Raw genomic sequence first — 21,024 nt, forward strand, 5'->3', positions numbered from 1 at the left:
ATAAGTACCCTTGGAGGCCGCGCGGCGCAGGCGATGCGTTAAATTGGCCTCTCCCATGAGCCAGCACGTCGTCCCCGTCTCCGAGATCGGCCGCCCCCGCCGCGTTGCGGCGTTGCCGGAGCGCGCGGTGCCGGCCACCGGCGTGCTGCTCGACCGGCTGGCCCGGCCGCTGACCGATTTGCGCATCAGCGTGACCGACCGCTGCAACTTCCGCTGCAGCTACTGCATGCCGAAAGAAGTGTTCGACAAGGACTACCGCTACCTTCCGCACAGCGCGCTGCTGAGCTTCGAGGAAATCACCCGGCTCGCGCGCATCTTCGCGACGCACGGCGTGCGCAAGATCCGGCTCACCGGCGGCGAGCCGCTGTTGCGCAAGAACCTGGAGCGCCTGGTCGAGCAACTGGCCGCGCTGCGCACGCCCGACGGCCAGGCGCTGGACCTCACGCTGACCACCAATGGCTCGCTGCTCGCGCGCAAGGCCGTGGCGCTGAAGGCCGCAGGTCTCCAGCGCGTGACCGTGAGCCTCGACGGCCTCGACGACGCCGTGTTCCGCAGCATGAACGACGTCGACTTTCCGGTGGCCGAAGTCCTCGCAGGCATCGATGCGGCCCAGGCCGCGGGGCTCGGACCGGTCAAGGTCAACATGGTCGTCAAGCGCGGCACCAACGAGCAGGAAGTGCTGCCGATGGCGCGGCACTTCCGCGGCACGGGCGTGGTGCTGCGCTTCATCGAGTACATGGACGTCGGCGCCACCAACGGCTGGCGCATGGACGAGGTGCTGCCTTCGGCCGAGGTGGTGCGCCGCATCGCCGAGGAATTTCCGCTCGCGCCGCTCGAGGCCAGCGCGCCGGGCGAGACCGCGCAGCGCTGGGCCTACCGCGATGGCGGCGGCGAGATCGGCGTGATCAGCAGCGTGACGCAGGCCTTCTGCCACGATTGCAGCCGGGCACGCCTGTCGACCGAGGGCAGGCTCTACCTGTGCCTGTTCGCCAGTGCCGGCCACGACCTGCGCCCGCTGTTGCGCGGCGATGCCGACGACACGCAGATCGCGTCAGCCGTCGGCCGCATCTGGCAGGGCCGCACCGACCGCTACTCCGAACTGCGGGCGCTGCGCGGCCCCGACGACGGCGACGCGTCCGCGCCGCGCCGCGTCGAGATGAGCTACATCGGCGGATGAGCATGGCAGGCGCCGTCGCTGCCGCCGAGATCACCGGGCTCGTGCTCGCCGGCGGCCGTGGCTCGCGCATGGGCGGCATCGACAAGGGCCTGCAGAACTTCAACGGCGTGCCGCTCGCCATGAATGCGGTCACGCGGCTCGGCCAGCAGGTCGGCCGGATCATGGTCAATGCCAACCGCAATCTCCCGACCTACGCATCCTTCGGCGCCCCGGTGTGGCCGGATGGACTGGCCGACTATGCCGGCCCGCTCGCCGGCTTCCTGATCGGGTTGGAGCACTGCGAAACGCCCTACCTGCTCACGGTGCCCTGCGACACGCCGCTGTTCCCGCTCGATCTGGCGAGCCGGCTGGCCGGCGCGCTGGCGGCCGCCGATGCCGAGATCGCGATGGTCGATGCGCCCGAAGCCATCGCCGCAACGGGTGCCGCGCCGGTGCTGCGGCCGCAGCCCGTGTTCTGCCTGCTGCGCAAGACCCTGCTCGACAGCCTGGTGCGCTTCACGCAGAACGGCGGCCGCAAGATCGACGCCTGGACGGCGCAGCACCGCACGGTGCTCGTTCCCTTCGGTCGCACCGGCGATGCGCCCGACGCCTTCTTCAACGCCAACACGCTCGCGGAACTGCACGCGCTGGAAGCTTCGAGATGACGAGCGTCGCGGAGATCGCCGGCGCCCTGGCCGGCTACGACCCCCAGGCCCTCGGCGTCGATGACGTGCGCGCGTTCCTGGCCCGGCTGGCGGCGTCCGCGGTCGTGACGCAGAGCGAGCGCATTGCACTGCGCGACGCGCTCGGCCGCGTGCTGGCCGAGGCCATCGTGTCGCCGGTCAGCGTGCCGCCGCACGACAACTCGGCGATGGACGGCTTCGCGTTCGACGGCGCCCTCCTCGAAGGCGACGCGTCCATCGACACCTCGGTGAGTCTGCGCGTGGTCGGCACCGCGCTGGCCGGCGCGGCATGGCGCGGCACGGTCGGCACAGGCGAGGCGGTGAAGATCATGACCGGCGCGATGATGCCCGCCGGCCTCGACACCGTGATCCCGCAGGAGTTCTGCAACATCGAAGGCGATGCGGTCCGCTTCCCCGCCAAGGTCCTGCGACGCGGCGACAACCGCCGCTTCGCCGGCGAGGACCTGATGCAGGGCCAGCCCGCGCTGCAGCGCGGCGAGCGCCTCTCGCCGGCCGCGCTCGGCATGGTCGCCAGCCTCGGGCTGCCGATGGTGCCGGTGCTGCGCCGGCTGCGCGTCGCCTATTTCTCCACCGGCGACGAGATCCTGAGCCTGGGCGAGGTGCCGCGCGAGGGCGCCGTCTACGACAGCAACCGCTACACCGTGTTCGGCCTGCTCACGCGGCTCGGCTGCGAGGTGATCGACCTCGGCCTGGTGCGCGACGATCCGGCCTCGCTCGAATCCGCGCTGCGCCGCGCCGCCATGGAGGCCGACGCGATCATCACCAGCGGCGGCGTCAGCGTCGGCGAAGCGGACCATACGCGTGCCGTGATGCAGCAGCTCGGCGACATGGCCTTCTGGCGCGTCGCCATGCGGCCCGGCCGGCCGATGGCGGTCGGGCGGATCCCGCGGCGCGGCGACGGCGAAGGCGCTGCCGTGCTGTTCGGCCTGCCCGGCAACCCGGTCGCGGTGATGGTGACCTTCCTGGCCTTCGTGCGGCCGGCGCTGTTGCAGATGATGGGCTGCAACGAGGCCTGCGCCGCGCCGCCGCCGCTGCTGCGCGCAACCAGCGTCGGCGCAATCCGCAAGAAGCCCGGCCGCACCGAGTACCAGCGCGGCTGGGTGGAGACGGTGCCCGGCGCGCTGCCCGAGGTGCGCATTGCCGGCAACCAGGGCTCGGGCGTGCTGAGCTCCATGGTCGAAGCCAATGGCTTGGTCGTGCTGCACCATGACCAGGGCAGCGTGGCGGCGGGCGAGCCGGTCGACGTGATGATGTTCGACGGCATGGTGTAGTCCCCGCAGGAAACACCCATGCTCGCGGCGCGGATCGAGATGATGCAGCAGATGCCGATCTTCGGCGCCATCGGTGCGGACGCGATCGAATTCCTGCTGGCGCCGGCGCCGCTGGTCACGGTCCGGGGCGGCGACTTCTTCTTCCGCGAAGGCGATCCGGCGGCCAGCATGTTCGTCCTCGAAACAGGGCACGTGACGGTGTCGAAGAGCTGGCAGGGCCACGAGCTTCTGCTGCGGCGCTTCGCGCCCGGCGATTGCTTCGGCGAGATGGCGCTGCTGGACTTGTTTCCGCGCAGCGCGTCAGTGCGCGCGGACGAGGACTGCGACGCGATCGAGCTCACGCCCGAGAACCTCTACCGCCTCTTCGAGCGCGATGCCGAGCAGTTCGCGCTGATCCAGATGAACATCGGGCGCGAGATGAGCCGCCGCCTGCGCGCGACCGACGAGCTGCTGTTTCGCGCACGCATGGGCGAGACGCTGGAGGCGCCGCAGCGCATCGAGCCGGCGTCCTAGGCAATCGGCCGGGACGCGCCCCTCAGAGCCGCCCCAGCGCCCGCTGCACGCCCTTGTTGGCCAGTGCATCGGCACGTTCGTTGCCGGGGTCGCCGGAGTGCCCCTTGACCCAGCGCCATTCGATCTGATGTCCGCCTTCGGCCACCAGTTTGTCGAGTTCCTGCCAGAGCTCGACATTCTTGACCGGCTGCTTGGTGGAAGTTCGCCAGCCCTTGGCCTTCCAGCCGCGAATCCATTCGGTGATGCCCATGCGCACGTACTGGCTGTCCAGATACAGGACGACCTTGCACGGCCGCTTGAGCGCACCCAGGCCCTCGATCACCGCCTTGAGTTCCATGCGGTTGTTGGTCGTGTTGAGCTCCCCGCCGAACAGGTCCTTCTCCGTCTCGCCCGACTTGAGCCATGCGCCCCAGCCGCCCGGGCCGGGATTGCCCTTGCAGGCGCCGTCGGTGTAGATCTGCACTTCGTTCAAAACCCGTTTCCTTCCTGTTGTCGTTGTCGATGGCTGTGGTCGTGGTGCAGCTTGCCCGCGATCGGCACCGGTGCACTGGCGCGCGAGGCCGCGCGGCGCCAGTCGGTGCTCAGAAGCCGCATGCCGCGCACCCGCTTGACCGCCACCAGAAAATAGACCGCGCCGAAGATCGGCCACCAGCGCTCGCCCGCGGTGTCGAACCAGCGGCAGCGTTCCAGCCAGGCGTCGCTGCGCACCGCCGGCCGGTAGATGCCGAAACGCCCCGACTCGACCTCGAAGCTCAGGAGCCGCAGCCAGTCGCGCATGCGCCGGTAGCCGATGAAGTCGCCGGCATCGGGCAAAAAGAGCTCGCCGAAGCCGAGCTGCCGATAGAGCTGCGCGCGCTGCTGGCGCAGGCCCCACAGGCTGGCAGGATTGAAGCCGCAGATCACGACCCGACCCTCCGGCACCAGCACGCGCTCGACCTCGCGCAGCGTCGCATGCGGATCGGGACTGAGTTCGAGCGTGTGCGGCAGCACGACCAGGTCGAGGCTGTTGGCGCCGAAAGGCAGCGCCGCGAAATCGGTGACCAGCGCGCTGCGCGCCGCCAGGGCCGGATCGGAAAGCGCCAGCCAGCGATACGGCATGCGGTTGGCGCGCAGCCCTTCGACCTCGCCCAGCCCGAGCTGCAGCGCATGGTAGCCGAACACGTCCGCCACGGCCTGGTCGTACTGGGCCTGTTCCCACGCCAGCAGGTAGCGACCCGGGGGGGTCGCTAACCATTCATGCAAACCTATAATTTGACCGCTCATGACCCTCGTTCCGCCGCCCACCTTTGCCGACAACGGCCTTCAGCAACTGGGCGCGATTCTAGTCACGCACCCCCACATCTCCCTTCGCAGCCGCGAAGCCTCCGTCCTTCGCGCAGCCCGCGTCCACGCCAACGTGTTCGCGGCCCCGCGCCAATGGAAAAACGACTTTCGATGAAATTTATCCTTGCTGCCTGCCTCGCAGGCTCGCTGTTCCTGGCGGGCTGCGCAAGCACCACCGGCACGGGCTCCTCTTCTTCCGGCACCTCGGCCACCGGCGCGCCCGCCTATGCCGGCGGCGCGCTCAAGCCCATCACCACCAGCGAGACGAAATCGCGCACCATCGTCACGCTGGCGCCGCCTGCCGACATGTGGGACCGCATCCGCCGCGGCTTCAAGATGCCCGATCTCGACAACGACCTCGTGCACGAGCGCGAGCAGTGGTATGCGAGCCGGCCCGACTACATGCAGCGCATGACGGAGCGCTCGAGCCGCTACATCTTCCACATCGTCGAGGAACTCGAACGCCGCGACATGCCGACCGAACTCGCGCTGCTGCCCTACATCGAGAGCGCCTTCAACCCGCAGGCCGTGTCCAGCGCGCGAGCGGCCGGCATGTGGCAGTTCATGCCCGCCACCGGCACCGACTTCGCCCTCAAGCAGAACATCTTCCGCGACGACCGGCGCGACGTGATCGCGTCCACCCGCGCCGCGCTCGACTATCTGCAGAGGCTCTATGCCCAGTTCGGCGACTGGCAGCTCGCGCTGGCCGCCTACAACTGGGGTGAAGGCAACGTGGCACGCGCGGTCGCCAAGAACCAGCGCGCAGGCCTTCCGGCCGGTTACGAAGACATCAGCATGCCGGCCGAGACGCGCCTCTACGTGCCGAAGCTGCAGGCGGTGAAGAACATCGTGGCCAACCCCGAGCGCTTCAACACCGAGCTGCCGCTGATCGCCAACCACCCCTACTTCCAGACCGTCACGCTCAAGCGCGACCTCGACGTCTCGCTGGCCGCGAAGCTGGCCGACGTCAACATCGAGGACTTCCGCGCGCTCAATCCTTCCGCGCACAAGCCGGTGCTGCTCGCGGCCGGCACGCCCGAGATCCTGCTGCCGTGGGACAACGCCGCGCTGTTCCAGCGCAACTTCGAGGCCTATTCGCAAGGGCAATACGCCAGCTGGACCGCGTGGACGGTCCCGGCCACCATGACCGTGGCCGATGCGGCCCAGCGTTCCGGCATGAGCGAGGCCGATCTGCGCAGTATCAACAACGTGCCGCCGCGGATGCTGATCAAGGCCGGATCGACGCTGATCGTGCCGCGCGGTGCACGCGTGCAGGAAGACGTCGCCGCGGTGATCGCCGACACCGGCCACCTGAACTTCGAGCCCGAGATCGTGACGCGGCGCACCGTCATCCGCGCCGGCCGCAAGGACAGCGTGGCCAGCATCGCGCAGCGCCTGCGCCTGAGCCCGGCCCGCGTCGCCGAATGGAACGACGTCAAGCCCAATCACGTGTTCCAGCGTGGCTTCGAAGTGGTGGTGTACCTGCCCGTTCGTGCCGCGCGCACCGCCAGCGTGGGCACCGGCACGCCGCACGGCCACGTGGGCGCCAGCATCCTCCAGCGCACCAGTGCATCGAAGATGGCAGCTTCTTCGTCGAAGGCAGAAGTGCACGCCAAGGTCTCCGCCGCATCCGGGAAGGGTGCGTCGCGTGTCAAGGCGCAGGCACCGGTCTCCGCCAAGGCCGCCGTGACCAAGACGCCCCGATCGAGCAGCAAAGAGGTGGTGCGCGAAAAGCGCGGCGGCACGCCGTCGAAGAAGAAGCGCTGAACCAGCGCCGCGTTCAGAGCTTCTCGGTCTCGCCGCTGCGCGGCTGCCATTTCATCAGCCGCTTCTCGATCACGCTCACGAAGCCGTCGAGCGCGAGCGCGAAGGCCGTCAGCACCACGATGCCGGCGAACACCGTGTTGACATCGAAGGTGCCTTCGGCCTGCAGGATCAGGTAGCCGACGCCGCGCGCCGAGCCCAGGTACTCGCCCACCACCGCGCCGACGAAGGCCAGGCCCACGGAGGTATGCAGGCTCGAGAACACCCAGCTCGTCGCACTCGGCAGATACACCGTACGCAGCAGCTGACGCTGGTTGGCGCCCAGCATGCGCGCATTCGCCAGCACCACCGGACTCACTTCGCGCACGCCCTGGAAGACGTTGAAGAAGACGATGAAGAACACCAGCGTGATCGCCAGCGCCACCTTGCTCCAGATGCCCAGGCCGAACCAGAGCGCGAAGATCGGCGCCAGGATCACGCGCGGCATCGAGTTCGCGGCCTTGATGTAGGGCTCCAGGATCAGGCTCGCGGTCGGCGCCAGCGCCAGCCAGAGTCCGCAGGCGAGGCCCAGCAGCGTGCCGATGCCGAAGGCCAGCACGGTCTCGATCAGCGTGGTGCCCAGGTGCAGGTAGATGTCGGCATGGCCCGGCAGCCCTTCCGGAAACAGCGCATTCGGCGCCACGTCGAAGGGCAGGAACCAGCTCCAGATCCGTCCCGCGACCTCGATCGGCTCGCCGAGGAAGAAGGCGAACTGCTGGTTGCGCGACGCCAGATGCCAGGCAACCAGCAGCACGACGAGCAGCCCGACCTGCCAATAGCGCGCATTGCTTTCATGAGGAGCCAGGCGCATGTCAGGCCACCTTCTTCAGTTGCTGCGCATAGCCCTTGAGCACCTCGTCGCGCAGCACGTTCCAGATCTGCGTGTGCAGTTCGACGAAGCGCGGATGGGTGCGCACCTCGGCCACGTCGCGCGGACGGTCGAGGTCGATGGCGAACTCGCCGATCGGATGCGTCGCCGGTCCGGCCGACAGCACCACCACGCGGTCGCTCATCGCGATCGCCTCGTCGAGGTCATGCGTGATGAACAACACCGCTTTCTTCTTCGCGGCCCAGAGTTCGAGCACTTCGTTCTCCATCAGCTGCCGGGTCTGGATGTCGAGCGCGCTGAAGGGCTCGTCCATCAGGATGATGTCCGGGTCCAGCGCCAGCACCTGCGCGAGCGCGGTGCGTTTGCGCATGCCGCCCGAGAGCTGGTGCGGGTAGCGGTCGCCGAAGCCCGTGAGCCCGACCCGCGAGAGCCACTGCTGCGCATGCGCCCTCGCTTCGGCATCGGGAACGCCGCGGTACTGCAGGCCGACCATCACGTTGTCCAGCGTGCTGCGCCAGGGCATCAGCGCTTCGCTCTGGAACATGTAGCCGGCGCGTGCGTTGACGCCGGCGAGCGGCTGGCCGAAGACTTTGATCGTGCCCGACGAGGGCTCCAGCAGGCCGGCACCGACATTGAGCAGGGTCGACTTGCCGCAGCCCGTGGGTCCGACCACCGAGACGAACTCGCCCTCGCGAATGCGCAGCGTGGTGTCGGCGACGGCGGTGTAGCGCTGGCTGTGATCGTCCTTCGAGCGAAAGGTGCAGCTGATGTCGAGGAGTTCGAGTGCGTAGTCGGACATGGGGTGGCAAGAAAAAACCCGGCCGAAGCCGGGTTGCAGACGTTCCGGTCAGGCTTTGAACCTGTCCTTGGCGCGCCGCGCAAAATCGTTGGTGTAGATCTTCGAGAGGTCGATCTTGTCAGCCTTCACCGTGGGGTCGAAGCTCGCGATCGCGTTGAGCGCGGTCTGCGGGCCTTCGGACGGGACCAGCCCGTCGATGGCGATGGCTTCGCGCACCTTGTCGAAGGAGGCCAGATACAAGGCGCGGTCGCCGAGCAGATAGGTTTCCGGCACGGTCTTGATGATGTCGCCGGGGCCCGCGCTCTGCAGCCACTTGAGGCCGTGCACGATGGCATTCGCCAGGGCCTGGCAGGTGTTGGGATTCTTCTGGATGAACTCGGCCGACGCATACAGGCAGGCGGCCGGCATCGGGCCGCCGAACACCTCCTGCGTGCCCTTGAGCGTGCGGGTGTCGCTGATGATCTTCACGTCGCCCTTCTGCTCGAGCATGGTCATCACCGGATCGGTGTTGCTGATGGCGTCGATCTGGCCCGAACGCAGCGCCGTCAGCGCGCCGGCAGCGACGCCCACACCGATGTAGCTCACGTCGTTGGCCTTCAGGCCCGCGCGCGACAGCACGAGGTTGGACACCATGTTGGTCGACGAACCCGGTGCCGAGACGCCGATCTTCTTGCCCCTGAGATCGGCAATGCTCTTGTAGCCAGGCATGTTCTTGGTCGAGACGCCGATCGCGATCTGCGGCGCACGGCCTTGCAGCACGAAGCACTGGAAGAACTGGTTCTTGGCCTGCAGATTGATCGTGTGCTCGAAGGCACCCGAGCAGACGTCGGCCGAGCCGCCGACCACCGCCTGCAGCGCGCGCGAGCCGCCGGCGAAGTCGGAGATCTCGACGTCGAGCCCTTCGGCCTTGAAGTAGCCGAGCTGCTCGGAGATGGTGAGCGGGAGGTAGTAGAACGCGGCTTTGCCACCGACCGAAATGGCGATCTTGGTCTTCTCGAGCCTGGCTTGCGCATGGACCAGCGGCACCGCGACGGAAGCGGCACCGAGCGCTGCGGCGGCAGTGAAAGTACGGCGATTGAGCATGTAGTTTTTGCCTTGAGGGCTTTGGATTTCCTGAGTTCGAATCGAGCTTAGGGGCGGCCCACCATGCCTGCATCGGGAACATCCCGTGCGGGTTTCCACGTAAGCATGAAGACCGCTAGCGGCCGACGAAAAGGATCGCGATATTGACCGCGAATGCAAGCGCCCAGACCGCGCTGCGCGCCGCGCCCGCGCCCTTCACGTAGAGCGCGATGTAGACGATGCGCAGCAGCACGTAGGCCGCGGCCAGCATGTCCAGCCGTGACTGCGCAGCGCCAAGCTGGTGGGCGATGATCACCGCGCCGATGAAGAACGCCAGCCCTTCGAAGCTGTTGGCCTGCGCACCGTTGGCCCGCGCACGCCAGCCGCTCTGGCGCGCACCCCATTCGCGCGGCGCCTGGTTGTCGCGCGGCCCGAAATTGCCCGCCTTCGCGATGTAGGCCGATGCGTAGGGCAGCAACGCAGCGGCCAGAACGCACCAGTAAGCCAGCGGCAGCGAAAAGCTCATGCTCGTCTCCAGGAATGCAATCAGCGGCGATCGACCAGCGCATGGGCGATGGTGCCGAGGTCGACGTATTCGAGTTCGCTGCCGGCCGGCACGCCACGCGCGAGCCGCGTCACCGTGAGGCCGCGCTGCTTCAACGCCTCGCCGATGACGTGCGCCGTCGCTTCGCCCTCGGCAGTGAAATTGGTGGCGAGGATCACTTCGCTCACCGTGCCGTCGAGCGCGCGCTCGAACAACCGCGCCAGGCCGATGTCCTTCGGCCCGATGCCGTCGAGCGGACTGAGCTTGCCCATCAGCACGAAGTAATAGCCGCGAAACACGCCCGTTCGCTCGAGCGCCGCCTGGTCGGCCGGCGTCTCGACCACGCACAGCTTGGTGGCATCGCGGCGCGGGTCGAGGCACACGCTGCACACCGGTGCCTCGGTAAAGGTGTTGCAGCGCTCGCAATGCCGCACCTGCGTGGCCGCCTGCTGCAAGGCGCGCGCAAGCAACTGCGCGCCCTGGCGGTCATGCTGCAGCAGATGGAAGGCCATGCGCGAAGCTGACTTGACGCCGACGCCGGGCAGCCGCCGCAGCGCGTCGACCAGCGCGTCGAGCGAGCTCGAATCGGCCGCCATCAGAGGGCGGGCATCAGAACGGCAGCTTCATGCCGGGAGGCAGGCCCGGCATGCCGGCGGTGAGCTTGCCCATCTTCTGCTCGCTGGTCTCCTCGGCCTTGCGCACCGCGGCGTTGAAGGCTGCAGCCACGAGGTCTTCCAGCATGTCCTTGTCGTCGGCCAAGAGGCTCGGGTCGATGGTGATGCGCTTGACGTCGTGCTTGCACGTCATCACCACCTTCACCAGGCCGGCACCGGATTCGCCCTCGACCTCGATGGTGGCCAGCTCTTCCTGCGCCTTCTTGAGGTTGTCCTGCATCGCCTGCGCCTGCTTCATGAGGCCGGCCAGTTGTCCTTTGTTGAACATCGTTGATCCTGTGTCGTTGATTGGAAGAAAAGAAAAAAACTCAAGCGGGCCGCAGCGTACCCGGGACGATCTTCGCATCCCAGTCGCGCATCATCGACTGCACCTCGGGATCGCTGCGTATCGCTTCCTCGGCCACGCGCTGGCGCTCCTCGGCCGCCTGCCTGTTGCGGCGCGCCGGGCTGTCGGCGACGCTGCCGATCTCGATCGCGATCCGGATCTCGTGCCCCAGCGCCGCGAGCGCGGCCTGCAGCTTCTCGCGGCTGGCCGTCTGGTTGAGCGATTCGCGCTCCACGCGCAACAGCCACTGGTCGACATCGCGCGCCACCAGCTGCGACTGCAGCGCGAGTTCGCGCGCCAGCGCCGTGACGGCCTCGGCCGCGACCATGCGCGTGACGATCGCATGCCAGAAGTCGCCCTCCTCGGTGGGGACGATGGGTGCCGAGACGGCGCCCGGCATGCTCTCGCGCGGCGCCTCGCGCGCGCCGGGCGGCGGCTGCACGCGCACCTGCATCGCCATGACCTTCGCGGCCGCGGGGCCGGCATCCGCAGCCGGTCTCGGGGGTGCCGAGGCAGCGAGTGCGGGCGCGTTGAGGACAGGCAAGCGCTGGCCGGGCGGCGCAGTCGATGCAGCGGGCGCCGTCGTGCGTGCTGGTGCCGGTTCCGAGGATGCCGGTGTTGCTGCTGGTGAAGGCGCATCGCTGCGCTGACGCACCGCATCGACGGCCTCGGCGCTCACTGCGCCGGCAGTCGGCGCGGGCACCACGGCGCGCGGCGCTTCATTCAGAGTTTTTTTTTCCGCGCTGGCCGTGTCGGCCGGCTTGAAGGCCAGCAGCCGCAGCAGCACCATCGTGAGCGCCGCGTACTCGTCGGGCGCCAGGCCCAGTTCGCCGCGGCCATGCAGGCAGAGACTGTAGAGCAATTGCGTTTCGTCGGCCGGCATCAGGGCGGCGAGACGCGCGGTCTCTGCCGCATCCGGGTCGGTCGCATTGTCGGTCTCGGCACGCGACGGCACGGCCTGCAACACCGCCATGCCCTGCAGCACGGCGGTCATCTCCTCGAGCATGGAAGCGGCGGAAAAGCCATCGCGGCGCAAGGCCTCGGAGGTCTCGACCACCGTCTTGCCGTCGCCCTGCGCCAGCGCCTCGATCAGATGGAACACATGGCCGCGGTCGACGCTGCCGAGCATCTGGCGCACACCGGCTTCGAGTAGCTCGCCGTTGCCGAACGCGATCGCCTGATCGGTGAGCGACAGCGCATCGCGCATCGAGCCGCGCGCGGCCCGCGCGATCAGGCGCAGCGCATGCGGCTCGGCCGGGACCGCTTCGGTCTGCAACACTTGCGTGAGATGTTCGAGCACGGTTTCGGGCGCCATCGGCCGCAGGTTGAACTGCAGGCAGCGCGACAGCACGGTGACCGGCACCTTCTGCGGATCGGTCGTGGCGAGCACGAACTTGAGGTACTCGGGCGGCTCTTCGAGCGTCTTCAGCATCGCGTTGAAGGCATGGCCGGTGAGCATGTGCACTTCGTCGATCATGAAGACCTTGAAGCGGCCCTGCACCGGCTTGTAGACCGCCTGCTCCAGCAGCGCCTGCACCTCGTCGACGCCGCGGTTCGAGGCGGCATCGAGTTCGGTATAGTCGACGAAGCGGCCGCTGTCGATGTCCTTGCAGGCCTGGCAAACGCCGCAGGGCGTGGCGGTGATGCCGCCCTGCCCGTCCGGCCCCTGGCAGTTGAGCGACTTGGCCAGGATGCGCGACACCGTGGTCTTGCCGACGCCGCGCGTGCCGGTAAAAAGATAGGCGTGATGCAGGCGCTGCGAGGTCAGCGCGTTCTCGAGCGCCTGGACCACATGCTCCTGGCCCACCATCTCGCTGAAGGTCTTCGGACGGTGTTTGCGAGCGAGCACGAGATAAGCCATTGGCGCATTTTAGGTCGCGCGCCGGGCGAACATTCCTGCGCGCCCGCACGCGGCCGACGATTCCTTGCGCGCCGCAAACCCCGCTGGCACCTCGGTGAATCCGCTCGCCTACAATGCAGGCTGACGGGCCTCCCCGCATGGTGAAGTGGCCAACCGGGTCAGGTGGGGAACCAAGCAGCCCTAACTGCGTAGTCAGTGCCGGGGGTAAGGCTCGTCAACCTCATTCCAAAAAGCCGTGAGTTCTCAAGAACTTACGCGCTATCAAGGGGTTACGAGCCCCTGACTGTAGAACCTAACTGTAGAACCTCGCACAGCCATGACCTTGGAGAAAGACATGGCAAGCACCCTCACGGGTTTGAATCGACGGGGCTCCCGGTGGTATCTCAACATCGTCGTTCCGCCCGACCTTCGCGAGGTCTTCGGCAAGCGTGCGATGAACATTGCGCTTGGCACCAGCGACCGCCGAGAGGCCACCTTACTGGGCACCGTGAAGCGGGCCGAGTTGCTGGCCGACTTTGAGGCCAAACGCAGCGAACTCAACCCCTCGCCGGTAGACGCGATAACGCCTGACATGGCCGCGCTGCTTGCCGCACGCATCCGCGCCGTTGTGCTCGGTCGCGATGACCTTCTTCGCTCCGATCTTCCGATGCTCGCTGAGATGGCCCGTGTGCGGCGCAACCGCGTGCGCTTGAGCATTCCACAGGCCACCCCTACCGAGCGCCGTGTCGATGACCTGAGCGGCGCCACGGAGGAGGAGCGTGAGGAACTGGCCGACCTAAACGCGCACCTCGATGGCAAGGCCGCTATGTCACTTGCAAGCCAGAACCTCGCTCGGGTGTTGCCGCATGTGCAAGCGGAGGCTGCGAAGCTCGGGGTCTCGTTTGATGTGAAGACGCCGGGCGCTCGTGATGCCCTTCTCGCGTGCCTGAAGGCATACCGCACGGCGCACAAGGAGGTGAGCCTAAGGGATGCTGGGGAAGTTATCGATACGCCCATGATCCTTGCTACGCCGAAGGCGCTGAAGCCCGCAAAGGCACGCACTCTGCGCGATGTGTTCGGCAAGTGGAAAACCTCAGGTGACTCCCCTCGCTCCGCCGACTCCATCGCGGCCTATGATCGTGCCCTGAAGCAGTTCGAGGGACAACAGGAGGGCCTCGCGCTGGACGCCATCACGCGAGAGATCGGCGACACGTACCGGACGTGGCTTCGCGAGAACTGCGCTACGCCGAAGACCGCACGAGACCGCCTCACCGCGATCAAGTCGCTTCTGAAGTTCGCGCACGAAACCCTTGAGTGGCTGCATCGGCAACCGTGGCGGGGCCTGGACATAAAGGCGCCGACGACCAACAAGCGGAGGCCGTGGACCGCGGACGAACTGAAAATCATGTTCACCTCGCCGTTGCACACCGCGCATGCACTTCCTGATGCCCGCTATGGCGGCCGTGAGGCGGCGTATTGGATTCCCCTTCTCGGCTTGTTCACGGGCACCCGCTTGGGCGAACTCTGCCAACTGCGAACCGCTGATGTGCAGAAGGTCGAGGGCATCAACGTCCTGGTACTGACGAACGAGGGCGAGGGCCAGAGCATCAAGAGCGATGCCGGTCATCGCAGTGTCCCAATTCACAGCGAACTCATCAGGCTCGGCTTCCTCAAGCACGTGGAGACCGTCAGGAAGGCCCGTAGCGACACCCTATGGCCTGCCCTGCCGCTGCGCGAGGGGAAACCAAGCGATTTCTTCGGGCGCTGGTTCAAGGACCACCGCAACGCCTTGGGCCTCACTGGCACACGGCCCGACTTCCATTGCTTCCGCCACACGGTGCGCGCACCTATGCGACGTGCGGGATTCAGCGAGGCCACCCAAGACAAGGTGACGGGCCACAAGATCAAGGGAAGCATCGGCACGGTGGTCTACGATCATTGGACGCTGAAGGAGGTTCAAGAGGCCGTCGAGGCGATCCAGTACCCTGCCCTCAGGTTGCCCGTTGTGAGGCCGTATGGGGGCGTTTAGGGCGCATCCATGAGCCTGACCGCGAACGATTCACTTGTCGGAGCCATAGATGTCTTATGTGTTTACAGGAGTCGTCCTCCCTGAGCGTGCTGTCCTAACCTTGCCGAAGTTCACGATCAAGTTTTCGCATTTGCTATCCGGGGCGCCGGGCACTGCGACCGTGAGCATTCTCGTCAATCAGATTTCGGTCCAGATCGACAGCGGGTATGAGTGGGGAGTCCTTGACCTCCGAAATGTAGTGAAGGGCATCCTTCAACTTCAACTGGCGATCATCGGCTTTCTCAAGGGCTACGCGTACGACTTCGCTGTCACGCGTGTCATAAATCACAGGCGCGAGATTGACTATGTGTTCGGCATTGATGTGCCGTGCATTTCCAAGCCCCGCGAAACGACCAATTTGGAAGTCGCTTTGACCGAACTGCGTGGGAAGGTTCTCGGCCAGCACGGAGTGTTCGTACAGCGATGCCTTAGTGATCTGCTCTCGGCGCTAAAGAACGCCGATGACACGGGTTTTTATTGCTATCGCGCCATCGAGTCACTCAGGCATCATTGCGCCGCGGTGCACGGAGTCGCGCATGCAGGAAAAGCGGTGCAATGGGTAAAGTTCCAGGAAGTCTCCGGGGCGACAGAGGAAGTCCTTCGCGCCATCAAGGCCGAAGCGGACCCGTTGCGACATGGCGACGTGTTTGGAATCAGCGAGGACAATTCTGTGAAGCTCCTGACGAGCACCTGGGAAGTGGTCGAAGGCTATTTCAAGTCAGTTATCAACGAATCCCGCGACTCCTCAGCGGCAGCAGGACCATCGAGGTGCCCCACTTCTTGAACGCCTTGGCTTCTGGCTTGCGGGACTTCAGGATCAGGGAGTACAGGCCCGACTCGTTGATGATCTTGACGTGCGGGTTACCCCGCCGAATACCGGAAGAATCTCGGACGGTATTCACCTCGTCTGCATCGAGGCCGGCGAGGTACTTGCCTATGCCGGTCTTGTCGGTGTCGAAGCCGAGGGCCTCACACACGTCCTTCGCCACGAACCACGGCTCGCCGCCCCGGAGGATTGCGCGAATGGTCAGGTTAGGGGCGCGGTCGTCAAGCGCCTTCGCTGTCGAGCACGTCGAGATAGCCATCCAGCAACTTCTTGCCGAACGTCCTGGCCTCTGCCAGTTCGGCTTCAGTCGCATCCCGCAGGGAGCCCGCGTTCTCACCGCGATGTCGCCCCTGTCGTAGCGGCTCCACGTTGCAAAGCAAGCCAAACCGGCTCCATTCTTTGGCGGTCAGCCCAAGCGCGGCTCTTGCTTCGCCGTCTTTGCCGAAGCGGGTCGCGAGGGCGTCGCGAAGCTCATAGAGGTGAATGAGTTCGTTGTCAGGGTCTCGAACTGCGGCCTGGAAGCTGCGCAGCAATACGCCAAGTAGCGGGTCCGTCGAATGCCCGGCAACCCGATTCTCAAAAGCTCGCGCCTTCTCACGGCTGGCTTGCTCCGAGTCGTACACCACATTGCCCGCAGGATCATGAATGCGAACGCTGGGCCTGTGGCCGATGATCTTGATGGCGCCCGCTTGAAGCACCATGGAGATGACACGGGTCCCATCCGCGCGGAACTTTGTGACGTTGGGGCCGGAGAGCCTGAATGGCTGGTGCCGCAGTACTTGCGCAGCCCGGAACCTGCTTTCAAGTTCATGGTGAATTTGTTCCCGTATTCCTTCATCGGCCGCATATCGCATACCGTCGATTCGCGCCTCAGCTTTCCCATCCGTGAGAGACCACGTGTACCCTTCCCGGGTTGCCGTGACGGGCTCCCCAAAGAAGTCTGCCGGTGTGAAGTGCCATTCGAGGATGACGTGCGAATGGATGATGTCGTCGGCCATGCGCTCAGTATGCAACCGGGCGCGGGGGTGGCTTTCTCCGTGGCGGACAGATACTCTCAGGGACGCTATCATTTTGATAGCAAACCCTGCCGAAACTCGCCAGAGCCCCGCCAAGGCTTCATCAAGAGCCCCCGCACCCAACCCCCTCGCCGCCGCCGATACGACGCACCAAGGGGGCACAGAGCGGCTACCCGAGGCTTACCTTCCTGAGGGGGGCTACCGCCCGTTCGCCAGCACAGACATGCCAGCATCGATACCGTGCGACCCGGCCGCAAGGACCACATCCAACGGCAAGCCCATCTCGCGAGCCACCTTCTCGGCCGACAGGCGGACCCAATCGCGCTGCTTAGCGAGGCTTCGCCAGTGGGTATGTTCTGTGTCTTTGTCGTACCGCCGAAGGGCTTCCCTCAACACACCTCGAATGTTCGCGTAGAGGGCGTCTTGCGCTGCGGGGCTGAGCTTGCCGGCGCCCTGGACATACGCACCCTGCTTGCGGATGGTGGGCAAGACATCGCGCATGACCCACCGTTTGAAAGCCTTCGCTTCCGGCTTCTTGCTGCCACTGATGAGCGAGTACAGGCCCGGCTCGCTGATGATGTTCACGGCACCGAGGCCGCGTTGACCTAACGAAACGTTAGACCAATCCTCTGGCTCCACGTGGTCGGCAAGTGCTTTCGAGGCGTTGGCATAGCCGAGGGCACCACAAACGTCTTTGGCAATGAACCACGGAGCGCCGTCGCGCATGATCGCCCGCAGGGACAAACTCAGGATGTCGGTGACGTTGAAGGTGAAGGTGTCCATAAAGGGTGCTGGCAGGCTCGCCGGTGCGCTCATGCTGCCCCCTCCTTGTTGTCGATGGTGCGCAGCGCCAGGGCTCCGGTGGGCCGCGCCAGGGTCATCATCTCGTGCGCCGCTCGGCGGTTGATCGAGTACGCCAGTTGCGCCCGGAGCAGGCAGTCCACAGCGGCGGCATTGGTGAGGCGCTCGCCGGTCTTGTGCTCGTGCTCGCGAATGAAGGTCTTGAGGCCCCCGAAGGTGCTGTTCCTGAAGGTGATGGACCGAACGATGAGGACTTCCTCGCTGACGTTCGGGGTAGCCGGTGGAATATGTTCTTGCATTGGAAGTTGAATGGATTGGAGAAAAGAAAAAGCCCCGCAGGACGCCATAGAGACGCCGAGCGGGGCTTCGTGTGGGATGGTCTGCTTACGGTTGCCGCTGGCCCGGACGTGCATTCGGGTTCGGGTTCGTAATGCCGTTCATGTCGATGAGCGGCTGTGGCCGGAACGGCTCCTCCGGTGCGGCAGGCTTTGCGGCCCCCTTCGGGATGCCCTTGCCGAACTCCGTCTTGGCCCACTCGCTGATGCGTGCGCCGCCCGCTCGGGTGTCCTTGATGGCCTGCACCTTCGCGGCACCCTTGGCCGTTGCCTCAGCCACATCGCCATCAAGCTGCTTCGCGTACCAAGCCGAGATGTCCCCCTTCGTGGAAACCATCAGGGTGCCATCAGGGTTCGAGAGCGGAACCCCGAGGATGAACGCACGGTACGCCTTGATGGTCGGATCGAACTCAAGCCGCACCTCGCTATCGCCGTGCCCGAGTTCCCGAGCGCGAGCCTTCGGTACGGCATCGAGGTAGCGCGAGAACCACTCGTCGGGAGTGCGCGTATCTGGCGCCTTGGGAAGCTCGGAACGCAGGTACAGCGTGCCATTGATCTTCGCCGACACCTGAGGTCGAGCGAGGTAATCAAAAGCCTCTGAGACGGCCGCCTCCGCATCCCCATACTGGCCGCTATGGGCAAGCAAGGTGGAGTACCTCCGGAGCGCTCCGGTGACTTGAGCGGTATTCGCCGTGGTGTTGTCGCCCATGATGCGAGTGACCCAGTTCGGTTTGTACCAAGGGCTATCGGTGAGCTTGTTCACCTCCGCGTGAATCTTCTTCGTGAGCTTCTCTACGTCGCTGCCGACTACTGCCCCTGATGCGGCGCCTGCTGCGACCCCCGCGGCATCGTCTGCGGAACGCCCGAGGTGCATCAGGAAGCCGATATCGGAGAACCGTTGATAGGTCTTCTCGCCCACAAGCTGGCGGGCATAGTCGGGGTTGGTGCCGTCGATCTGCTTGAACAGTTCGATGCTCCGCTTGCCGGCCTCGTTCAGGGTCCCCTTAGGCTTCCCTTGGGAGTCCACGCCGATGCTCGCGAGATTGAGGAAGCCTGCATTGATCTCGTTGCGCCAATTCGGATTGTCGAGACCATTCATGGCCCATGCTGACACTTGCTGATTGAACGGCATCGCTTTGGTCATCTGGCCGAGTGACTGTTCCGCGTAGCCCTTCACGTCGAAGTCTTTCACCTCGCCGGTCTTGGTCAGCACCTTCGGGGTGCGGGTGCCCTGCACTTCCCAAAGCCGCCCCGCGGATGCGGCGGCATCGACCCTCCGCTGTGCCTCGTACTCGGATGCCTGCATGGCCCCCACGATCTGCGCCTGCTGGAGTTCCCGCTGTTGCCGCTCGATGGCCGCAGCGTTCGCCCGCGTGAGGCTGTGAACAGTGGCCGAGGAAACGAACTTTGCATTCTCGGGAGATGCGGCCCACGCTTCGAGCTTCGAGACGTTGAGCGAGCCCGCATCGGCCTGCTTGTACCAAGGCAACATCTCGCCGTCGATGCGCTCCCGCTGCCCTTGGTCATACGCAGCGGCTGCTTGATGAGTGAGCGTCGCGGCGCGGGTCTCCCCGAGGAAGCCCCGGACTGAGCCGATGCTGTCCATCTCGGAATTGAGGAAAGCGGCGAGGAGGTCCGGCTTGCCAGCGCTCGCCATGCGCGTGACTATCTCCCCGAGGGCACCCTTCGCGGCATCGTCAGGCAGGGTCTTCGTGTGGCGCATCAGTTGGTACTGCGACATGAGCGCCGAAGCGGCTTCCTGAGGGGTCCCCTTAAAGTCCGGCCCGGAGACCTCGTTCAGGGAGTTCGCCAGGAAGTCCGAGGCTTGCACCTTCGCGTTATCGACCCACGCAGCATCGTTGATCTTGGCGACATGATCCATCACCTTGTCGCGGGTCTGCGCATACGCCTTGTCGAAGCCGGCCTTCGCGTAGTCGCTCTGCCCTGCCAGCGTGGTGTTGCGCCACTCCGTCAGGTAGTTGTCCGCCTCCCCTGGGGAGTTGAACTTCAATTCGCCGGTCGTGAGCTTCGAGGTGAGGTCCCGCATGCCAGCTTCGTGGGAGTTCACGCCCCAAATGTGCTGCACCGTGCCTACGAAAGCGGGGCTCTGCGAAGGCAACATGCTGCCGTTTGAAATGGCCTTGCCGAGTTCCCCTACGCTCATCGACTGAGCCCACCGCTTGGCCGCTGCGGCGTCATCTATCTGCGCCTGCTTCGCCACCGTATCGGCCAGCCCTGCGCCCTGCGCGAAGACATCCGCAAGGCCCTTCCACCGGGTCTCCTGTTCGGGAGCCGCAGCTTGCACCGTAGCGGCCACCGGGCGGGCGTGCGTTTGGAGTTGCTGGCCTCCGTACTGATCGCTGACCTGGACGCGGCTCATCGCTGCACCTCGGTAGGTTTGACCGCCTTCAGGTCGCCTTGGTAGAGGGCGACGGCAAAGTCTGCCGACTGCATACCAGCTTGCCCCGCTGCCACGGAGAACAGGACGTGCTGCTGCACGAGATTCGCGAGGGCTCGGCTGTTGTCGATCCAATGGGCGTCGCCCTCGCGGGCGGGCGTGCCGGCTTCGAGATCGGCGGCAAGTTGGAGATTCCGCTGGAAAACCTTGAGGTGGTCGAACAGGGGAACGGGAAGGGAGTAGGCGCGGATTACACGCGGGGGATGTTGTGCCATTACAAGCTCATGTGAAGTGGAAAAGGAAAAGCCCCAACACCGCAGGGGCGTAGGGGCTCAGGACAAGGACGCGAAGGGCGACCTATCGGCAGCAGATTGGAGTCACGGAGGGATGGCCGGAGCGGGCATCAATCTGCTGGCGATCGAACACCTGAGGTCCATCGGTAGTGAGGTGAGACCACGGATGCATCCCATGCTCAGGAACGCGATGAAGGCATGCTGTTGTTTCCCGTAGCGATGACCTCAGAGGGCATCAACAGAGACACCTTCATGGGCATCTCTGAGGGGCATCAGGGGGAGGATGTTCTTCCTTGGTCTCCTCATGCCGAAGGCATCTCAGAGATGCACGATCAGGAAACCTAAAGGGCGGCTTCGCCTCTGCCCCCTTACCCCCATGAAATCCTTCCAAAGCCCTGAGGCTGAGGTCTTATCCCGCGGGGCGAACGCATGTCCGGGGAAGTT

At 65.7% G+C, this 21,024-nt stretch carries 22 protein-coding genes and 1 other RNA gene; 8 read left to right on the forward strand and 15 right to left on the reverse strand.

From position 1 onward, the window contains the following. The first annotated feature begins 55 nt into the window (after positions 1–55). From moaA to E5P2_RS14610, 4 genes are read left to right on the forward strand one after another with little or no spacing between them, the layout of a single operon-like run. Positions 56–1,177: a GTP 3',8-cyclase MoaA gene (gene moaA / locus E5P2_RS14595; RefSeq protein WP_162567857.1), complete on the forward strand. Its 1,122-nt coding sequence runs from the start codon at positions 56–58 to the stop codon at positions 1,175–1,177. A 2-nt stretch (positions 1,178–1,179) separates the two neighbouring features. Then, the gene (gene mobA / locus E5P2_RS14600) at positions 1,180–1,821 is read left to right on the forward strand and encodes a molybdenum cofactor guanylyltransferase MobA (RefSeq protein ID WP_174262726.1); all 642 of its coding nucleotides are present in this window, start codon (positions 1,180–1,182) and stop codon (positions 1,819–1,821) included. Next, complete coding sequence (moeA, locus tag E5P2_RS14605; protein WP_162567859.1) at positions 1,818–3,131, forward strand: molybdopterin molybdotransferase MoeA; 1,314 nt, start codon at positions 1,818–1,820, stop codon at positions 3,129–3,131. Before mobA ends, moeA begins: the two co-directional genes overlap by 4 nt. Positions 3,132–3,149: 18 nt before the next feature. Beyond that, the gene (locus E5P2_RS14610) at positions 3,150–3,644 is read left to right on the forward strand and encodes a Crp/Fnr family transcriptional regulator (RefSeq protein WP_162567860.1); all 495 of its coding nucleotides are present in this window, start codon (positions 3,150–3,152) and stop codon (positions 3,642–3,644) included. A 22-nt stretch (positions 3,645–3,666) separates the two neighbouring features. On the opposite strand, the gene rnhA is transcribed toward E5P2_RS14610, so the two are convergent. After that, a complete protein-coding gene (gene rnhA / locus E5P2_RS14615) occupies positions 3,667–4,116 on the reverse strand; it encodes a ribonuclease HI (RefSeq protein WP_162567861.1) in 450 nt (149 codons plus the stop codon). After that, the gene (locus E5P2_RS14620; RefSeq protein WP_232077066.1) at positions 4,113–4,907 is read right to left on the reverse strand and encodes a class I SAM-dependent methyltransferase; all 795 of its coding nucleotides are present in this window, start codon (positions 4,905–4,907) and stop codon (positions 4,113–4,115) included. The genes rnhA and E5P2_RS14620 overlap by 4 nt, the downstream gene beginning before the upstream one ends. Positions 4,908–5,078: 171 nt before the next feature. On the opposite strand from E5P2_RS14620, the gene E5P2_RS14625 reads away from it, so the two are divergent. Beyond that, entirely contained in the window at positions 5,079–6,734 is a 1,656-nt protein-coding gene (locus tag E5P2_RS14625; protein ID WP_162567862.1) for a transglycosylase SLT domain-containing protein, read from the forward strand. A 13-nt stretch (positions 6,735–6,747) separates the two neighbouring features. Here E5P2_RS14625 and E5P2_RS14630 read toward each other — a convergent pair whose 3' ends face one another. From E5P2_RS14630 to dnaX, 7 genes are all read right to left on the reverse strand, one after another. Continuing rightward, positions 6,748–7,581, reverse strand: a complete 834-nt coding sequence (locus E5P2_RS14630) for an ABC transporter permease (RefSeq protein WP_162567863.1) — start codon at positions 7,579–7,581, stop codon at positions 6,748–6,750. A 1-nt stretch (position 7,582) separates the two neighbouring features. Next, the gene (locus tag E5P2_RS14635) at positions 7,583–8,398 is read right to left on the reverse strand and encodes an ABC transporter ATP-binding protein (RefSeq protein WP_162567864.1); all 816 of its coding nucleotides are present in this window, start codon (positions 8,396–8,398) and stop codon (positions 7,583–7,585) included. Positions 8,399–8,446: 48 nt separating this feature from the next. Further along, entirely contained in the window at positions 8,447–9,481 is a 1,035-nt protein-coding gene (locus E5P2_RS14640) for an ABC transporter substrate-binding protein (RefSeq protein WP_162567865.1), read from the reverse strand. A 115-nt stretch (positions 9,482–9,596) separates the two neighbouring features. Beyond that, entirely contained in the window at positions 9,597–9,986 is a 390-nt protein-coding gene (locus tag E5P2_RS14645; protein WP_162567866.1) for an MAPEG family protein, read from the reverse strand. Positions 9,987–10,006: 20 nt separating this feature from the next. Further along, positions 10,007–10,600, reverse strand: coding sequence for a recombination mediator RecR (gene recR / locus E5P2_RS14650; RefSeq protein ID WP_162567867.1), 594 nt, complete (start codon positions 10,598–10,600; stop codon positions 10,007–10,009). A 13-nt stretch (positions 10,601–10,613) separates the two neighbouring features. Then, entirely contained in the window at positions 10,614–10,946 is a 333-nt protein-coding gene (locus E5P2_RS14655; protein ID WP_012747441.1) for a YbaB/EbfC family nucleoid-associated protein, read from the reverse strand. Positions 10,947–10,986: 40 nt separating this feature from the next. After that, complete coding sequence (dnaX, locus tag E5P2_RS14660) at positions 10,987–12,864, reverse strand: DNA polymerase III subunit gamma/tau (protein WP_162567868.1); 1,878 nt, start codon at positions 12,862–12,864, stop codon at positions 10,987–10,989. Positions 12,865–12,986: 122 nt separating this feature from the next. On the opposite strand from dnaX, the gene ffs reads away from it, so the two are divergent. The 3 genes from ffs (at position 12,987) to E5P2_RS14675 (ending at position 15,695) form a co-directional block, all read left to right on the forward strand. Next, positions 12,987–13,083: signal recognition particle sRNA small type (gene ffs, locus E5P2_RS14665), an RNA gene on the forward strand. A 115-nt stretch (positions 13,084–13,198) separates the two neighbouring features. Next, complete coding sequence (locus E5P2_RS14670; protein WP_162567869.1) at positions 13,199–14,872, forward strand: DUF6538 domain-containing protein; 1,674 nt, start codon at positions 13,199–13,201, stop codon at positions 14,870–14,872. Positions 14,873–15,032: 160 nt separating this feature from the next. Next, positions 15,033–15,695, forward strand: coding sequence for a hypothetical protein (locus E5P2_RS14675; RefSeq protein WP_232080706.1), 663 nt, complete (start codon positions 15,033–15,035; stop codon positions 15,693–15,695). Here the strand turns inward: E5P2_RS14675 and E5P2_RS14680 are convergent. The 6 genes from E5P2_RS14680 to E5P2_RS14705 form a co-directional block, all read right to left on the reverse strand. Then, complete coding sequence (locus E5P2_RS14680) at positions 15,637–15,996, reverse strand: BRO-N domain-containing protein (protein WP_162567871.1); 360 nt, start codon at positions 15,994–15,996, stop codon at positions 15,637–15,639. The genes E5P2_RS14675 and E5P2_RS14680 overlap by 59 nt on opposite strands. Next, positions 15,959–16,735, reverse strand: a complete 777-nt coding sequence (locus tag E5P2_RS14685; protein WP_162567872.1) for a hypothetical protein — start codon at positions 16,733–16,735, stop codon at positions 15,959–15,961. Before E5P2_RS14685 ends, E5P2_RS14680 begins: the two co-directional genes overlap by 38 nt. A gap of 216 nt (positions 16,736–16,951) precedes the next feature. Continuing rightward, on the reverse strand, positions 16,952–17,569 hold the full coding sequence (locus tag E5P2_RS14690) for a BRO-N domain-containing protein (RefSeq protein ID WP_174262671.1): 618 nt from the start codon (positions 17,567–17,569) through the stop codon (positions 16,952–16,954). Then, positions 17,566–17,967 (reverse strand): hypothetical protein, encoded by a 402-nt coding sequence (locus E5P2_RS14695; protein ID WP_162567873.1) that lies wholly within the window; start codon positions 17,965–17,967, stop codon positions 17,566–17,568. The genes E5P2_RS14690 and E5P2_RS14695 overlap by 4 nt, the downstream gene beginning before the upstream one ends. After that, a complete protein-coding gene (locus tag E5P2_RS14700; RefSeq protein ID WP_162567874.1) occupies positions 17,939–20,269 on the reverse strand; it encodes a hypothetical protein in 2,331 nt (776 codons plus the stop codon). Before E5P2_RS14700 ends, E5P2_RS14695 begins: the two co-directional genes overlap by 29 nt. Beyond that, positions 20,266–20,562 carry a hypothetical protein gene (locus E5P2_RS14705; RefSeq protein WP_162567875.1) on the reverse strand — a complete coding sequence of 99 codons (297 nt, stop codon included), beginning with the start codon at positions 20,560–20,562 and terminating at the stop codon, positions 20,266–20,268. Before E5P2_RS14705 ends, E5P2_RS14700 begins: the two co-directional genes overlap by 4 nt. Between the last annotated feature and the right edge of the window lie 462 nt (positions 20,563–21,024).

The organism is Variovorax sp. SRS16 (genome assembly GCF_901827165.1).
Taxonomy (GTDB): Bacteria; Pseudomonadota; Gammaproteobacteria; order Burkholderiales; family Burkholderiaceae_C; genus Variovorax.